The sequence below is a fragment of the Kitasatospora fiedleri genome (genome assembly GCF_948472415.1).
Taxonomy (GTDB): domain Bacteria; phylum Actinomycetota; class Actinomycetes; order Streptomycetales; family Streptomycetaceae; genus Kitasatospora; species Kitasatospora fiedleri.
The window spans coordinates 2,274,352-2,291,064 of the sequence record NZ_OX419519.1 but is presented as its reverse complement, the minus strand read 5'-3'; the positions used below and the strand labels follow the sequence as shown (position 1 = coordinate 2,291,064).

Annotated in this window: 8 protein-coding genes; 7 read left to right on the top strand and 1 reads right to left on the bottom strand. The window is 72.6% G+C overall.

Annotation, left to right across the window (positions count from 1 at the left end):
* Nucleotides 1-317: 317 nt before the first annotated feature.
* From pulA to QMQ26_RS10710, 6 genes are all read left to right on the top strand, one after another.
* Nucleotides 318-5,858, top strand: coding sequence for a pullulanase-type alpha-1,6-glucosidase (gene pulA / locus QMQ26_RS10735; protein ID WP_282205551.1), 5,541 nt, complete (start codon nt 318-320; stop codon nt 5,856-5,858).
* Nucleotides 5,859-6,297: 439 nt separating this feature from the next.
* Nucleotides 6,298-8,652 carry a M4 family metallopeptidase gene (locus QMQ26_RS10730; protein WP_282205550.1) on the top strand — a complete coding sequence of 785 codons (2,355 nt, stop codon included), beginning with the start codon at nt 6,298-6,300 and terminating at the stop codon, nt 8,650-8,652.
* Nucleotides 8,653-8,835: 183 nt separating this feature from the next.
* Nucleotides 8,836-10,164 (top strand): ammonium transporter, encoded by a 1,329-nt coding sequence (locus tag QMQ26_RS10725; RefSeq protein WP_282205549.1) that lies wholly within the window; start codon nt 8,836-8,838, stop codon nt 10,162-10,164.
* Nucleotides 10,161-10,499, top strand: a complete 339-nt coding sequence (locus tag QMQ26_RS10720) for a P-II family nitrogen regulator (RefSeq protein ID WP_014135467.1) — start codon at nt 10,161-10,163, stop codon at nt 10,497-10,499. Before QMQ26_RS10725 ends, QMQ26_RS10720 begins: the two co-directional genes overlap by 4 nt.
* A gap of 256 nt (nt 10,500-10,755) precedes the next feature.
* Nucleotides 10,756-11,928, top strand: a complete 1,173-nt coding sequence (locus QMQ26_RS10715) for a macrolide family glycosyltransferase (protein ID WP_282205548.1) — start codon at nt 10,756-10,758, stop codon at nt 11,926-11,928.
* A 322-nt stretch (nt 11,929-12,250) separates the two neighbouring features.
* On the top strand, nt 12,251-14,377 hold the full coding sequence (locus QMQ26_RS10710) for a carbohydrate binding domain-containing protein (RefSeq protein ID WP_404814109.1): 2,127 nt from the start codon (nt 12,251-12,253) through the stop codon (nt 14,375-14,377).
* 136 nt (nt 14,378-14,513) lie between these two features.
* Here the strand turns inward: QMQ26_RS10710 and QMQ26_RS10700 are convergent, their stop codons facing one another.
* The gene (locus QMQ26_RS10700; RefSeq protein ID WP_282205547.1) at nt 14,514-15,302 is read right to left on the bottom strand and encodes an SDR family oxidoreductase; all 789 of its coding nucleotides are present in this window, start codon (nt 15,300-15,302) and stop codon (nt 14,514-14,516) included.
* A 330-nt stretch (nt 15,303-15,632) separates the two neighbouring features.
* On the opposite strand from QMQ26_RS10700, the gene QMQ26_RS10695 reads away from it, so the two are divergent.
* Nucleotides 15,633-16,667, top strand: a complete 1,035-nt coding sequence (locus QMQ26_RS10695) for an alpha/beta hydrolase (RefSeq protein ID WP_282205546.1) — start codon at nt 15,633-15,635, stop codon at nt 16,665-16,667.
* Nucleotides 16,668-16,713 lie beyond the last annotated feature (46 nt).

Here is a 16,713-nt window from a genome sequence, read left to right as displayed (position 1 = left end):
TAGCCGCTCGCTCATCCTCTGGTCGGGGATTCTTCACCGACTGTCCCCCTACGGGGGTAGGGGTCGATCGGTTGTCGAGGCGCATGCCGTCCATTGTGACGCGCGGGTTACGAGGGGTCGAACCGGGGTCTGGTTCGGGCACGGACGCAGCCGGGGGCGGCGGTGCGGCCCGGGCGCGGCGGGGGGCGGGGTTCAGGTCACGACTCGGTACGACTCCGGGACGAAACAGCTTTCGCATCTTGCTGAAACATCTTGCAGGGCGCTAGGTTCCACGCCACCCACCCCTTGCCCGAGCGCCCCCGAGGGAGAGCCCTGCCGTGGCCGACGCCCCGTACCGCCCCCAGCGCCGCACCACCCCCCACCGCCGCCCCGCCCGGACCGCCGTCCTGCTGGCGGCCTCGCTGATCGCCGCCACCCTGGGCGCCGCCCCGCTGGCCGCGGCCGCGCCCGCCAAGCCCGCCGCCCCGCCGTCCGACCGGGACCTGGCGGCCACCGCCGCCCGGCACAACCTGACCCGCGAGCAGTTCTACTTCGTGCTGCCGGACCGCTTCGCCAACGGCAGCACCGGCAACGACACCGGCGGCATCACCGGCGGCCGGCTGGACAACGGCCTCGACCCCGCCGACAAGGGCTTCTACCACGGCGGCGACCTCAAGGGCCTGATCGACCGGCTCGACTACATCCAGGACCTGGGCACCACCGCGATCTGGATGGCGCCGATCTTCAAGAACCGGCCGGTGCAGGGCGAGGGCGCGGACGCCTCGGCCGGCTACCACGGCTACTGGATCACCGACTTCACCCAGGTCGACCCGCACTTCGGCACCAACGCCCAGCTCAAGGAGCTGATCGACAAGGCGCACAAGCGCGGCATCAAGGTCTTCTTCGACGTCATCACCAACCACACCGCGGACGTCATCGACTACGCGGAGCAGACCCACGACTACCGCTCCGAGGGCGCCTACCCGACCCTCGACGCGGACGGCAGGCCGGTCGACGAGACCGCGATCGCCGACGCCCGGGCCCAGTGGCCGAACACCACCAAGGACTCCTTCCCCTACACCCCGGTGCTGCCGACCGGGGCGGCCGCCACCGCCAAGACCCCGTCCTGGCTGAACGACCCCTCGCTCTACCACAACCGGGGCGACTCGACCTTCGTCGGCGAGTCCGCCACCGAGGGCGACTTCTCCGGCCTGGACGACCTGGACACCCAGAACCCGAAGGTCGTCGCGGGGATGGAGAGGATCTACCAGCAGTGGGTCGCCGAGACCGGCGTCGACGGCTTCCGGATCGACACCGTCAAGCACGTCAACCTGGCGTTCTGGGAGCAGTGGGCGCCCGCGCTCAAGCAGTTCGCGGCCAAGCAGGGCAACAAGAAGTTCTTCATGTTCGGCGAGGTGTACTCGGGCGACCCGGCGGTCACCTCCCCGTACGTCACGCGGGGCAAGCTCCAGGCCACCCTGGACTTCGCCTTCCAGGAGGCGGCCCGCGCGTACGTCTCGCAGAACGGCTCGGCCAAGGCGCTCAGCGCGCTGTACGCGCAGGACTACCGCTACACCACGGCCGACACCGACGCCTACGAACTGCCGACCTTCCTCGGCAACCACGACATGGGCCGGTTCGGCTCCTTCCTGCGGAGCGACGACCCCGGGGCCTCGAACGACGCGCTGCTGGCCAAGGACCGGCTCGCCAACGAGCTGCAGTTCCTGACCCGCGGCCAGCCGGTGGTCTACTACGGCGACGAGCAGGGCTTCACCGGCGCGGGCGGCGACAAGGACGCCCGGCAGGACATGTTCGCCTCGAAGACCCCCTCCTACAACACCGACACCGTGATCGGCGGCGCCCCCGGCTCGAAGGACCGCTACGGCGAGGACGGGGCGCTCTACCGGGGCATCGCGGGCCTGGCGAAGCTGCGCAAGGACAACCCGGCGCTGGCGGACGGCGCCCAGGTCGAGCGGTACGCGGCGGACGGGCCGGGCGTGTACGCGTTCTCCCGGATCGACGCCAAGGAGCAGGTCGAGTACCTGGCGGCGGTGAACAACGCGGCCGAGCCGAAGACCGTCGCGCTGGAAACCTTCTCGGCGGGCATGGACTTCACCGGCCTGTACGGCATCGGCGGGAAGCTCACCAGCGGCGCGGACCGCAGGGTGACGGTCACCGTCCCGGCGATGTCCTCGGTGGTGCTGAAGGCGAAGCACAGGCTGGCCGGGCCGGCGGCCGGGCCGTCGATCACGGTGAACGCCCCGGCCGACGGCGCGTACGGCACCGTCACGCTGGGCGCGAGCGTCCCCGGCGGCGGTTTCGACCGGGTGACCTTCGCCGCGCAGGTCGGCAACGGTGCCTGGCAGACGCTCGGCACCGCCGACAACGGCGTGTACAAGGTGACGCAGGACCTGGCCGGCGTCGCGCCCGGCACCGTGGTCCGGTTCAAGGCCGTGGTCCAGGACTCGGCCGGCCGACTGGCCTCCGCCACCGGGCAGTTCACCACCGGGCAGCAGCCGCCCGCGCCGGTGCCCAGCGCGGTGACCCGCGAGTACGCGGTGGTGCACTACCAGCGCCAGGACGGCGACTACGACGGCTGGAACCTGTACGCCTGGGGCGACCTCGCCGACGGCGAGGCGACCACCTGGCCGGCCGGGCACGGCTTCGTCGGGCGGGACGCGTACGGGGCGTTCGCGTACGTGAAGCTCAAGGGCGGGGCGTCCGACGTCGGGTTCGTGGTGGAGAAGGACGGCGCCAAGGACGTCGACCAGGACCGGCACGTCGACGTCTCCGCCACCGGCGAGGTGTGGATCAAGCAGGGCGACGCCACCGTCCGCACCGCGAACCCGGACGGGGCGCAGCCGGTGCCCGAGGGCAAGGCGGTCATCCACTACCGGCGGGCCGACGGGAACTACACCGGCTGGGGCCTGCACGACTGGACCGGCGCGGCCACCCCGACCGACTGGGGCAGCCCGCTGGTGCCGGCCCGGCAGGACGCGTTCGGCGCGGTCTTCGAGGTGCCGCTGGCCGAGGGCGCGACCAGCCTCAGCTACATCATCCACAACGGCGGCGACAAGGACCTGCCGCAGGACCAGTCGCTGGACTTCGCCACCTCCGGCCGGGAGGTCTGGATCATCGGCGGGCAGGAGGGCCACCTGCTGCCGCAGAGCGCCGGCACCTCCTCGCAGCTCGACCCGGGCTCGGCGAAGGCCCAGTGGATCGACGCGAGGACCGTGGTGGTGCCCGCGAACTACGGTGCGGCGGACGCCCAGTTGAAGGGCGGCACCAGCGCCCAGCTGGTCTACGACCCGGCGGGCGGGCTGAGCGTCGACCGGGGCGTGCTCTCCGGGCCCGGCCACTGGATCAGGCTGAACCCGGCCGCCGGCCTCACCGACGCCCAGAAGGCGAAGTTCCCGCACCTGGCCGGGTACCGGGCGTTCACCGTCGACCCGCGCGACGCCGGCCGGACCACCGACGCGCTGCGCGGCCAACTGCTGTTCACCGAGCACCTGCCGAACGGCGCGGCGCTGGCCGCCACCGGCGTGCAGACCCCCGGCGTGCTGGACGACCTGTACGCGGCGAAGGCGGCCTCCGCCCAGCTCGGCCCGGTGTACTCGGTGCAGAAGGGCCACGGCTGGTTCGGCCGCGACGAGCGCAAGGTGACGCTCTCGCTGTGGGCGCCGACCGCGACCGACGTGTCGGTGCAGCTGTTCGACAAGGCCACCGGCGGCACGGCCAGGACCGTCCCGCTGAAGCGCGACGCGGCGTCGGGGGTCTGGTCGCTGACCAGGGACGCCGACGAGCTGGACGGCACGTACTACCTGTACCAGGTGAAGGTGTGGGCGCCGAGCGTCGGGCGGAACGTGGTGAACACCGTCACCGACCCGTACTCGACCGCGCTGTCGACGGATTCGAAGCGCAGCCTGGTCGCCGACCTGTCCTCGGCGGCCACCAAGCCCGAGGGCTGGGACCGGCACCGCAGCCCGGAGCCCGTCCCGGCGGTGAAGCAGCAGATCCAGGAACTGCACGTGCGGGACTTCTCGGCCGCCGACGCCACCGTGCCGGCCGACGAGCGGGGCACCTACCTGGCGTTCACCCGGTCGACGTCCGCGGGCATGCAGCACCTGAAGGAGCTCGCCGCGGCCGGGGTGACGACCGTTCACCTGCTGCCGACCTTCGACATCGCCACCATCCGGGAGAACCGGGCCGAGCAGAAGCTCCCGGCCTGCGACCTGGCCGCGCTGCCCGCCGACTCGGACAAGCAGCAGGAGTGCGTGGCCGCGGTGCAGGCCGACGACGCCTACAACTGGGGCTACGACCCGCTGCACTACAACGTGCCCGAGGGGTCCTACGCCACCGACCCGAACGGGACGGCGCGCACCGTGCAGTTCCGCGAGATGGTGCAGGCGATGCACGAGGCGGGCCTGCGGGTGGTGCTGGACGTGGTCTACAACCACACCGCGGCGGCCGGGCAGGACGACAGGTCGGTGCTGGACAAGGTCGTCCCCGGCTACTACCAGCGGCTGAGCGACAGCGGCAAGGTCACCACCGACTCCTGCTGCGCCGACACCGCGCCCGAGCACGCCATGATGAACAAGCTGGTCGTCGACTCGGTGGTGGGCTGGGCCAAGCAGTACCGGGTGGACGGCTTCCGGTTCGACCTGATGGGCCTGGACCCGAAGTCGACCATGCTGGACGTGCAGGCGGCGCTGCGCGGGCTGACCCCGCAGAAGGACGGCGTCGACGGGAAGAACGTCTTCCTGTACGGCGAGGGCTGGAACTTCGGCACCGTCGCCAACGACGCCCGGTTCGTCCAGGCCACCCAGGCCAACATGGCCGGCACCGGCATCGCCACCTTCAACGACCGGATGCGGGACGCCGGCCGCGGCGGCAACTACCAGCTCTCCTCGGCCGCGCAGCAGGGCTTCGCCTCCGGCCTGTTCACCGACCCGAACGGCTCGGCGGACAACGGCACCCCGGCCGAGCAGCAGGCCCGGCTGCTGCACCAGATGGACCAGATCAAGGTCGGCCTGACCGGCAACCTGGCCGGATACCGGTTCACCGACACCGCCGGGAAGGCCGTCACCGGCGCCGGCGTGGACTACAACGGCGCGCCGACCGGCTACGCGGCCAACCCCGGCGAGGCCGTCGAGTACCTGGACGCGCACGACAACGCGGACCTGTACGACGCGCTGGCGTTCAAGCTCCCGCAGGGCACCTCGCCCGCCGACCGGGCCCGGATGCAGGCGCTGGGCCTGTCGCTGACCGCGCTGAGCCAGGGCCCGGGCTTCGCCCAGGCCGGCAGCGACCTGCTGCGCTCCAAGTCGCTGGACGCCAACTCCTTCGACTCCGGCGACTGGTTCAACGCGATCTCCTGGGACTGCCGGCAGGGCAACGGCTGGGGCCGGGGCCTGCCGATGGCGGCCGACAACAAGGAGATGTGGGACCGCGCCAAGCAGCTGCTGGCCGATCCGGCGCTGCGGGCGGACTGCAACGCGACGGCCGGTTCCACCGCGATCTACCAGCAGTTCCTGAAGATCCGCCGGTCCTCGCCGCTGTTCGCGCTGCCCACCTCGGCGGAGGTGCAGCGCCGGCTGTCCTTCCCGCTGTCCGGCACCGCCGGGGAGAACCCGGGCGTGATCACCATGCACCTGGACGGCACCGGGCTGAAGGGCGCCGAGAAGGGCCTCACGGTGGTCTTCAACGCCACCCCGACCGCGCAGACCCAGACCGTGGCGGGCCTGCGCGGCAGCCGGCAGCAGCTGCACGGGGTACAGGCGGGGGGCAGTGACCCGGTGGTCAAGCGGGCAGCTTTCGACCCGGCCTCGGGGACCTTCACGGTGCCGGGCCGGACGGTGGCGGTGTTCGTCCAGAACTGATGGTTTCCCAGCGGTAACAGGGGCCTCACCTCCGGGTGGGGCCCCGTCCCGCGTTGGCCGAAAATCGACGCCGCACGGCGATGTTTGGCATGGACCTTCTCGAATGCGTCCCATCTACCGGACCATGGGCGGCCGTTGACCGGACCGGGGCGCGGTCATTAATCAGTCAATCCGTGGCATGCATCTGTCATTCACGAGGTGTTTGCTGCCAGGATTCCCCCGGCTGCGGAGCGACAGGTAGCCCCAACCCCCGCCGGTGGAACCCTCCCCAGGACTCCGGCGGCCGCAGCCCGGCACGCGTACCCCACGTGCCCGGTACCGCGTACGTGCACCGCACCCCGCGCCGCGAACCGGCGGCAGGGGCCCCCGCTGCGCCGCAACCGCGGCCAGATTCTCTCCACCGCTCGTGACCCCGCGACGGTCGGTAAAGGAGTCCCGCATGTCTCGCCGCACGCATGCCCGCGTGAGCATGGCCGCCCTCGCGGCCACCACCGCCCTACTGGTGACCGCGATCCCGGTGGCGGTGGCCCAGGCCGCCCCCGCCGCCCCCTCCCAGACCGGCCAGGTCGCCTCCCAGCAGGCGGTGGCCGGCCACGCCCAGCTGCTCTCCGACGCGAGCAGCCGCTCGGCGACGTTCGCCCAGGACCTGGGCCTGGGCTCGGCCGAGAAGCTCGTGGTCAAGGACGCGTCCAAGGACGCCGACGGCACCCAGCACTTCCGCTACGAGCGGACCTACAACGGACTCCCGGTGCTCGGCGGCGACCTGATCGTCCACCAGGCCGCCAACGGCACCACCAAGAGCGTCGACCGGGCCTCCTCGGCCACGCTGACCGGCCTGTCCACCACCCCCAAGCTCGCCGCCGCCAAGGGCCAGGCCACCGCGCTGGCCGCCCAGTCCGGCTCCGCCCTGGAGACCGCGCCCCGCCTGGTGGTCTGGGCCGCCGACAACAGCCCGCGGCTGGCCTGGGAGACCGTGGTCTCCGGCGTCCAGGAGGACGGCACCCCGAGCAAGCTCCACGTGGTCACCGACGCCACCACCGGCGACGTGATCCAGAAGTGGGAGGGCATCGAGACCGGCACCGGCAACGGCGTCTTCGTCGGCAACGTCACCCTCGGCACCTCGCAGTCGGGCTCCAACTACCAGCTCAAGGACCCGACCCGCGGCAACATGTACACCACCAACCTGAACAACGGGACCAGCGGCACCGGCACGCTGTACTCGAAGACCACCGACACCTGGGGCGACGGCACCGTCTCCAACAAGGAGTCCGCGGCCGTCGACGCCCACTACGGCGTCGCGTCCACCTGGGACTACTACAAGAACACCTTCGGCCGCAACGGCATCCGCAACGACGGCGTCGGCGCGTACAGCCGGGTCCACTACGGCAGCAACTACGTCAACGCGTTCTGGGACGACAGCTGCTTCTGCATGACCTACGGCGACGGCTCGGGCAACACCCACCCGCTGACCGAACTCGACGTCGCGGGCCACGAGATGACGCACGGCGTCACCTCCAACACCGCGGGCCTGAACTACTCGGGCGAGTCCGGCGGCCTGAACGAGTCCACCTCGGACGTGTTCGGCACGATGGTCGAGTTCTACGCGAACCTGCCCACCGACAACCCGGACTACCTGATCGGCGAGCTGATCAACATCAACGGCGACGGCACGCCGCTGCGCTACATGGACAAGCCCTCCAAGGACGGCTCCTCCGCCGACAGCTGGTCCTCCACCGTCGGCAACAAGGACGTCCACTACTCGTCCGGCGTCGGCAACCACGCCTTCTACCTGCTGGCCGAGGGCAGCGGCGCCAAGACCATCAACGGCGTCAGCTACAACTCGCCCACCGTCAACAGCATCACCGTCACCGGCATCGGCCGGGACAAGGCCGCGGCGATCTGGTACCGGGCACTGACCACGTACTGGACCTCCACCACCAACTACGCCAGCGCCCGGGCCGGCATGCTCTCCGCCGCCACCGACCTGTACGGCGCCGGCTCCGCCGAGTACAACGCCACCGCCACCGCCTGGGCCGCCGTCAACGTCGGCTCGCTGCCCAGCACCGGCGGGCCGACCGTCACCAGCCCCGGCAACCAGTCGACCGCGCTGAACGGCTCGGTCAACCTGCAGATCGCGGCCACCGGCGGCACCGCGCCGCTGACCTACTCGGCCACCGGCCTGCCCACCGGCCTGTCGATCAACGCCTCCACCGGCAAGATCACCGGCACCGCCACCGCGGCCGGCACCTACAACGTGACCGTCACCGCCAAGGACGCCGCCAACAAGACCGGCACCGCCTCCTTCACCTGGACCGTCACCTCCGGCGGCGGCACCGGCTGCACCCCGGCCCAGCTGCTCGGCAACCCCGGCTTCGAGACCGGCACCGCCAGCCCCTGGACCGCCACCTCCGGCGTGGTCAACAACTCCACCTCGCAGGCCGCCCACAGCGGTTCCTGGAAGGCCTGGCTGGACGGCTACGGCTCCGCCCACACCGACAGCATCACCCAGACCGTCACCATCCCGGCCGGCTGCTCCGCCACGCTGAGCTACTGGCTGCACGTCGACACCGCGGAGACCACCACCTCCACCGCGTACGACAAGCTGACCGTCACCGTCAACGGCACCTCGGTCGCCTCGTACTCCAACCTCGACAAGGCCACCGGCTACACCCAGAAGAGCATCAACCTGTCGGCCTACGCGGGCCAGACCGTCACGGTGAAGTTCAACGCGGTCGAGGACTCCTCGCTGCAGACCTCCTTCGTGATCGACGACACCGCGATCCAGACCAGCTGACGCACCCGCACCCACCGCTGCCCGGCGGCCGCACCAGCGGCCGCCGGGCACCGGCGCGCCCGCTCCCGGCGCGGCCCGGCCGGGTGTCCGGGCGGTGAGATTCCGGAAACCCCCGGGCAACACGAAACACCGTCGAAACACCCGTGACGGCGGCCCGAAATCCGGCCCGGCGACACTCCCCGCATGCTCCTCGCTGACTCCCCACCCACCCTGGACAGCGGCGACACCGCCTGGCTGCTGGCCTGCACCGCGCTCGTGCTGCTGATGACCCCGGCCCTGGCGCTGTTCTACGGCGGCATGGTGCGCACCAAGAGCGTGCTCAACATGATCATGATGAGCTTCGTGTCGATCGCCGTGGTCACCGCGGTCTGGCTGCTGGCCGGCTACTCGCTGGCCTTCGGCAAGGACGCCGGCTGGGGCCTGATCGGCTCCCTCGACCACCTCGGCATGGCCGGCATCACCCCGGACAGCCTCACCGGGCACGTCCCCACCCTGCTGTTCGCCACCTTCCAGCTGACCTTCGCGATCATCACCGCCGCGCTGATCTCCGGCGCCATCGCCGACCGGGCCAAGTTCGGCTCCTGGGTGGCCTTCACCGCGGTGTGGACGCTGCTGGTCTACGTGCCCGTCGCGCACTGGGTGTTCGCCCCCGACGGCTGGGTCCTGCGCGACCTCGGCGCCCTCGACTTCGCCGGCGGCACCGTCGTCGAGGTCAACTGCGGCGCCAGCGGCCTGGCCCTGGCCCTGCTGCTCGGCCCGCGCCTGGGCTTCAAGAAGGAGGCCATGCGCCCGCACAACCTGCCGCTGGTGCTGCTCGGCGCGGGCCTGCTCTGGTTCGGCTGGTTCGGCTTCAACGGCGGCTCCGCGATGGGCGCCAACGGCCTGGCCGCCGCCGCGGTCCTCAACACCCAGGCGGCCGGCTGCGCGGGCCTGCTCGGCTGGCTGGTGGTGGAGAAGAAGCGCGACGGCCACGCCACCACCCTCGGCGCCGCCTCCGGCGCGGTCGCCGGACTGGTCGCCATCACCCCCTCCTGCGGCAGCGTCGACCTGCTCGGCGCGCTGGTCGTCGGCCTGGCCGCCGGGCTGGTCTGCTGCTACGCCGTCAGCTGGAAGTTCCGCCTCGACTACGACGACTCGCTGGACGTGGTCGGCGTGCACTTCGTGGCCGGCGTCATCGGCACCCTGCTGATCGGCCTGTTCGCCACCGCCACCATGACCGGCGGCCCCGCCGGACTGCTGCACGGCGGCGGGATCGGCCAGCTCGGCAAGCAGCTGACCGCCGTCCTGGTGGTCGCCGGGTACGCCTTCGGCATGACGTACGGCATCGGCCGGGCGATCGACCGGCTGATGGGCTTCCGGGCCGCGCCCGAGCACGAACTCACCGGCCTGGACCTCGCCGTGCACGCCGAGACCGCGTACGATCACGGCGTCCTGGGCCACGGCTCCGCCACCGCCCACGCCAGCATGCACCCGCACGGTGCGCCCGCCTCCGACAGGACCCGCCCCGCATGAAGCTGATCACCGCCGTCGTCAAGCCGTTCAAGCTGGACGAGGTCAAGACCGCGTTGCAGGAGCTCGGCGTGCACGGGCTGACCGTCACCGAGGCCAGCGGCTACGGGCGGCAGCACGGGCACACCGAGGTGTACCGGGGCGCGGAGTACCGGATCGACCTGGTGCCGAAGGTCCGGATCGAGGTGGTGGTGGAGGACGAGGACGCCGAGCGGGTCACCGACGCGATCGTGGCCGCCGCCCGGACCGGGAAGATCGGCGACGGCAAGGTCTGGGTGGTGCCGGTGGACGGCATCGTCCGGGTCCGCACCGGCGAGCGCGGGCCGGACGCGGTCTGACGATCGGTCAATCCGCTTGCTTCTCAAGGGCGTTGCGGTGCCCCGAGGTCGGGCGCGCGCGGTAATTCGCGTGCGGCCCGACCGGTTCCGGGTTAGTGTCCCGGCATGTCCTCCTTCCACCAGATCTACGGCTGACGCGGCCGGGGCAGCGCCCCGAGCCCACGCGTCCCGCCCGCCCGTGCGCGCCCCTCCGCGGCGCCCCGGTGGTGCGGTGTCCTGTCCACGCCCCGTAGAACCGGAAGCAGGTGCTCTCCGCATGAGCCGTCGTGCCCACATCGCCATGGTCGGCATCCCGGCCGTCAGCCACGTCCGCCCCAGCCTCGAAGTGATCCGCGAACTCGTGGCCCGCGGCCACCGGGTGACGTACGCCAACGACCCCGCCGTCGCCGAGCTGATCGCCCCCACCGGCGCCGAGCTCGTCCCCTACCCCTCCACCCTCCCGGTCGCCGACCACGACTGGCCGGCGGACGCGATCGGCGCCATGCGCGTCTTCCTGGAGGACGCGATCGCCGTGCTGCCCCGGCTGCGCGCCCACTACGACGCCGACCCGGCCGACCTCTACCTGTACGACATCGGCGCCTACGCGGCCCGGGCGCTCGCCGAGGCGCAGGGCCGGCCGGTCGTCCAGCTCTCGCCGACGCTGGTCGGCTGGGAGGGGTACCGGGAGGAGGTCGGCGCCCACCTGCGCGGCCTCCCGGGGGCGGACGCCTACTTCGCCCGCTTCGCCGAGTGGCTGGCCGGCAGCGGCGCCACCACGACCGACGTGGACGACTTCTCCGGCCGCCCGGCCCGGGCCGTCGCCATGATCACCGAGGCGATGCAGCCGCACGCCGACCGGGTCGACCGGAAGGCGGTGGACTTCGTCGGCCCGTGCTTCGACCTGCGGGCCGAGCAGGGCGGCTGGCAGCGCCCGGCCGGGGCCGAGAAGGTGCTGCTGGTGTCGCTGGGCTCGGCGTTCACCCGGCAGCCGGAGTTCTACCGCAACTGCCTGGCCGCCTTCGGCGACCTGCCCGGCTGGCACCTGGTGCTGCAGATCGGCCGGCACACCGACCCGGCGGAGCTGGGGGAGATCCCGGCCGGGGTCGAGGTGCACCCCTGGCTGCCGCAGCGGGCGGTGCTGGAGCAGGCCGACGCCTTCGTCACGCACGCCGGGATGGGCGGCTGCGGGGAGGGCCTGCTGGCCGGGGTGCCGATGATCGCGGTGCCGCAGGCCGCCGAGCAGTTCATGAACGCCGACCGGCTGGTCGAGCTCGGCGTGGCCCGCCGGATCGACACCGCGGACGCGACGCCGCGGGCGCTCCGCTCGGCGCTGGCCGAGCTGGTCGCGGACCCGGCGGTCGCGGCCCGCTCGCGCGAGCTGAGCGCGCGGGCGAAGTCCGAGGGCGGCACCGCCCGCGCCTGTGACCTGATCGAGCGGCAGCTGGGCTGACCTCCCGGGGCTCCGGGCCCGCGCCGGTCCGCCGCTGACGAACCGTCAGCGGCGGACCGACGCATCCGTTTTCCCCGTCCGTTCTCCCGCCGGCTTTCTCGTCCGCAGGGGCCCGCAGCCTCCCTTGACGGCCGTCCGGGCGGACCCTATGGTCATGCCACTGCAAATTTCCAGCAAGTTTCAACGAGTTTGCAGGGACTTGCAGTAGCGACCCTCCACCCGTCGCACTGACGGCACCACCCCCGCCGTCGCGGCCCCCACCCCGCCGCCCCCCGTTCCGCGACCCGCGTCCGCGGCCCGGGCTTCCCCCAGGAGTGCTCCCTTGCCCCTCTCCGCCCCCCTCGGCGGCCGGCGCCTCGCCGCCGCCGCCACCGCGCTCGCGGCGCTCGGCCTCTCGGCCGGCGCCGGGCTCTCGCTCGCGCCCGCCGCCACCGCCACCCCGCCCGGCGGCAAGGACGTCACCGCCACCCTGTTCGAGTGGAAGTTCGACTCGGTGGCCAAGGCGTGCACCGACACGCTCGGCCCCAAGGGCTACGGCTCCGTCGAGGTCTCCCCGGCCGAGGAGCACATCCAGGGCGCCCAGTGGTGGACCTCCTACCAGCCCGTCAGCTACCGGATCGCCGGCCGGCTCGGCGACCGCGCCTCGTTCCAGCGCATGGTCGGCACCTGCCACGCCGCGGGCGTCAAGGTGATCGCCGACGCGGTGATCAACCACATGAGCGCGGGCAGCGGCACCGGCACCGGCGGCACCGCGTACGGCAAGTACACCTACCCGGGCTACTACCAGGACCAGGACTTCCACTCCTGCCGGACGTCGATCAGCAACTACGGCGACCGCTCCAACGTGCAGAACTGCGAGCTGGTCGGCCTCGCCGACCTGAACACCGGCTCCGGCTACGTTCAGCAGACCATCGCCGACTACCTGAACGACCTGCTGTCCCTGGGCGTCGACGGCTTCCGGATCGACGCCGCCAAGCACATCGCCGCGAGCGACCTGGCCGCGATCAAGTCCAAGGTGAGCAACCCGAACGCCTACTGGGTGCAGGAGGTCATCTACGGCGCGGGCGAGGCCGTCCAGCCCGGCGAGTACACCGGCAACGGCGACGTGGACGAGTTCCGCTCCGCGACCTGGCTCAAGAGCGCCTTCAACGGCGGGCGGATCTCCGACCTGCAGAGCTGGGGCAGCGGCCTGCTCGGCTCCGCCCAGGCCCGCACCTTCGTCGACAACTGGGACACCGAGCGCAACGGCTCGACCCTGACCTACGCGTACGGCTCCGCCTACACGCTGGCCAACGTCTTCCTGCTGGCCGACCCCTACGGCTCGCCGAACGTCTACTCCGGCTACGCCTTCGGCGGCAACGACGACGGCCCGCCCAACGGCGGCACCGTCAACGCCTGCTACCAGGACGGCTGGAACTGCACCCACGCCTGGCGCCAGGTCGCCAACATGGTCGGCTTCCGCAACGCGGTCTCCGGCACCGGCATGACCGACTGGTGGTCCAACGACAACAACGCGATCGCCTTCGGCCGCGGCGACAAGGGCTACGTGGCGATCAACCGCGAGTCCGGCGCGCTCACCCGGACCTTCCAGACCTCGCTGCCGGCCGGCGTCTACTGCGACGTCCAGCACGGCGACCCGGTGAACGGCGGCGGCTGCACCGGCCCGACCTACACCGTCGGCGCGGACGGCAGGTTCACCGCCACCGTCGGCGCGGGCGACGCGGTCGCCCTGTACGTCGGCGCCGGCGGCAACGGCGCCACGCCCGCCCCCACCCCCTCCGCCTCGCCGTCCGCCTCCGCGTCGGCCTCGCCGACCGGCGGCAACAGCGCCACCGTCTTCTACTCGACGGACCGGAACTGGTCGGCCTACGACCTGCACTACGCGCCCAACGGCGGCAGTTGGACCACCGTCCCCGGCGTGGCCATGGACGCGGCCTGCACCGGCTGGGTGAAGAAGACCGTCGGCCTGGGCGGTGCCACCGGCCTCGCCACCACCTTCAACAACGGCAACGGCACCTGGGACAACAACGGCGGCGGCAACTACGCCCTGGGCACCGGCAGCATCACCGTCAAGGACGGCGCGGTCGGCAGCGGCGACCCGTGCGCCGCCGCCACCGCCTCCCCGTCGACCTCGGCGTCCGCCTCCCCGCCGACCGGCTCCGGCGCCTCCTTCGCGGTCAACGCCACCACCGCGGTCGGCCAGAACGTCTACCTGGTCGGCGACGCGGCCGGGCTGGGCGGCTGGGACACCGCGAAGGCGCTGCCGCTCTCCGCCGCCGCCTACCCGGTGTGGAAGCTGGACGTGGCGCTCGGCGCGGGCACCGCGATCCAGTACAAGTACATCCGCAAGGACGCCGCCGGGAACGTCACCTGGGAGAGCGGCGCCAACCGCACCGCGACCGTCCCGGCCACCGGCCGGATCACGCTGAACGACACCTGGCGCGGCTGACCCGGGCCGGGCGCCCGACCCGCTGGAAGCATCGGGCGGATGGGCACCACCACCCCTGTCCCGGACGTCGAACTGCGCGGCGGCCGCTGGGACGGACACCTCGAACGAGTCCGCCCCGGCGCGCCGCTCCCGCCGCTCAGCCGCGGCCGATGTACGGCATCGCGGTGGCCATCACCGTGGCGAACTGGACGTTCGCCTCCAGCGGCAGCTCCGCCATGTGGCGCACCGTCCGGGCCACGTCCGCGACGTCCATGGTCGGCTCCGGCGCGGTCCGCCCGTCCGCCTGCCGCACCCCCGCGCCCATCCCCGCCGTCATGTCGGTGGCCGCGTTGCCGATGTCGATCTGCCCGCAGGCGATCCGGTACGGGCGGCCCTCCAGCGACAGGGCGCGGGTCAGGCCGGTGACGGCGTGCTTGGTCGCGGTGTAGGCGATCGCGTACGGGCGGGGGACGTGGGCGGAGATCGAGCCGTTGTTGACGATCCGGCCGCCCTGCGGGTCCTGGTCCCGCATCCGGCGGAACGCGGCCTGCGCGCAGAGGAACGCGCCGGTCAGGTTGACGTCGACCACGGCCCGCCAGTCGGCCGCCGCGACCTCCTCGACCGGGGCGGACGGGCCGAACATCCCGGCGTTGTTGAACAGCAGGTCGATCCGGCCGAAGTGCCCGGCCGCCGCGTCGAACAGCGCCTCCACCTGCCGCTCGTCGGTGACGTCGGCGGGCACCGCCAGCGCGCGGTCCGGCCCGAGCCCGGCGGCGGTCTCCGTCAGCGGGTCGGCCCGGCGGCCGGCCAGCACCACCCGCCAGCCGGCCGAGGCGAGTTCGCGGGCCACGGCGCGGCCGACGCCGCTGCCCGCACCGGTGATCACGGCAACCTGCTGGGACACGCGCACACTCCTCGGGACGGTTCCGGGACACGGAACCCCCATGATCGCCGGGCCGGGGCGCCGCGTCAGCCGGAGGATCGTCCAGGCCCGGCCCGGACCGGCGCGGCCGACCGCCGCGACACGCCGACCGGCGGGCCCGCGCACCCCCGCCGACCGGCCGGAACCACCCCCGCCGACCGGCGGATTGTGGGCCCGGACGCAACCGGCCCCGAGAGCGGCACGTCATAGGATCACGGGAGGCCCGGACCGCCGCCGCACGCGCGGCCGGGGCCGTACCCGGGGTGTGCCGGTGACCGTCGCGGCCCGTCCCCGACCCTCACTGACCAGGGCCCGGACCCGGCCGCCGGGCCGGCCCCGCCCGGAGAGAGCACCGTGCTGCCGCAGCCCCGCCCCGCCGTCCGCCGCCCGTTGGCGGCCGCCGCCCTGCTCGCCCTCGCCGTCCCGCTCGCCGCCTGCGGCAGCTCCGGCAGCGGCGCCGACTCCGCCCGGGCCGCGATCTCCACCGGCCAGAACTCCGCCGCCGCGTCCGCCGCCGCGCCGCCCAGCAGCGCGCCGCCGAAGCCGACCAAGGTGCTGATGCCGACCGGTCCGGCCGCCCACTTCTCCACGGCCCGCGACACCAAGGCCGGTCCGATCCTGATGACCACCCTGGCCGGCGCCAAGTCCGGGGTCAGCGGCAAGGTCTGGGTCTGGCTGCCGCCGCAGTACGACGACCCCGCGTACGCGAGGACCGGCTTCCCGGTGCTGACCCTGTACGCCGGCGGGCAGAGCGCCGGGTACAACACCTGGACCGACAACCAGCTGCCGATCCAGGAGGTCGACCAGGAGATGGTCGCCCAGGGCAAGGCCCACCCGTTCATCATGATCATGCCGGTGCAGAACCTGGACTCCGACGAGGCCAAGGCGCTGGAGTGCGCCGACATCCCCGGCCAGCCGAAGATCGGCACCTGGATGTCCCAGGACGTCCCGGACTTCGTCCGCGCCAACTTCCGCACCCTCAAGGGCCGGGACGGCTGGGCCGTGATGGGCGCCTCCACCGGCGCGTTCTGCAGCGCGAAGCTCGCCCTCCAGCACCCCGACGTGTTCAAGGCCGCGGTGCCGATCGACGGCTACTGGAACCCCGACTCGCCGCTCTGGAAGGGCCACGAGCAGGAGCGCCTGGCCAACAGCCCCGACCAGCTGATCGCCGCCGGCGCCGCCGACGTGCGGATGCTGGCCACCGCGGGCGGCGCCAACCCGTACGAGACCAAGCTGGTGAAGAACTGGGTCGCCAAGGCCAAGGCCCCCACCACCGTGGAGTACTACGAGCAGCCCGGCGGCAAGCACCTCACCTCGGACTTCAAGAAGATGATCCCCACCACGCTGGAGTGGCTGACCGCCAACACCGCCGGACCGGAGTCCGACTGACGGCCCGCCGGAACGAAGGGACGGGGTGCCACTCCGTCAGAACCGT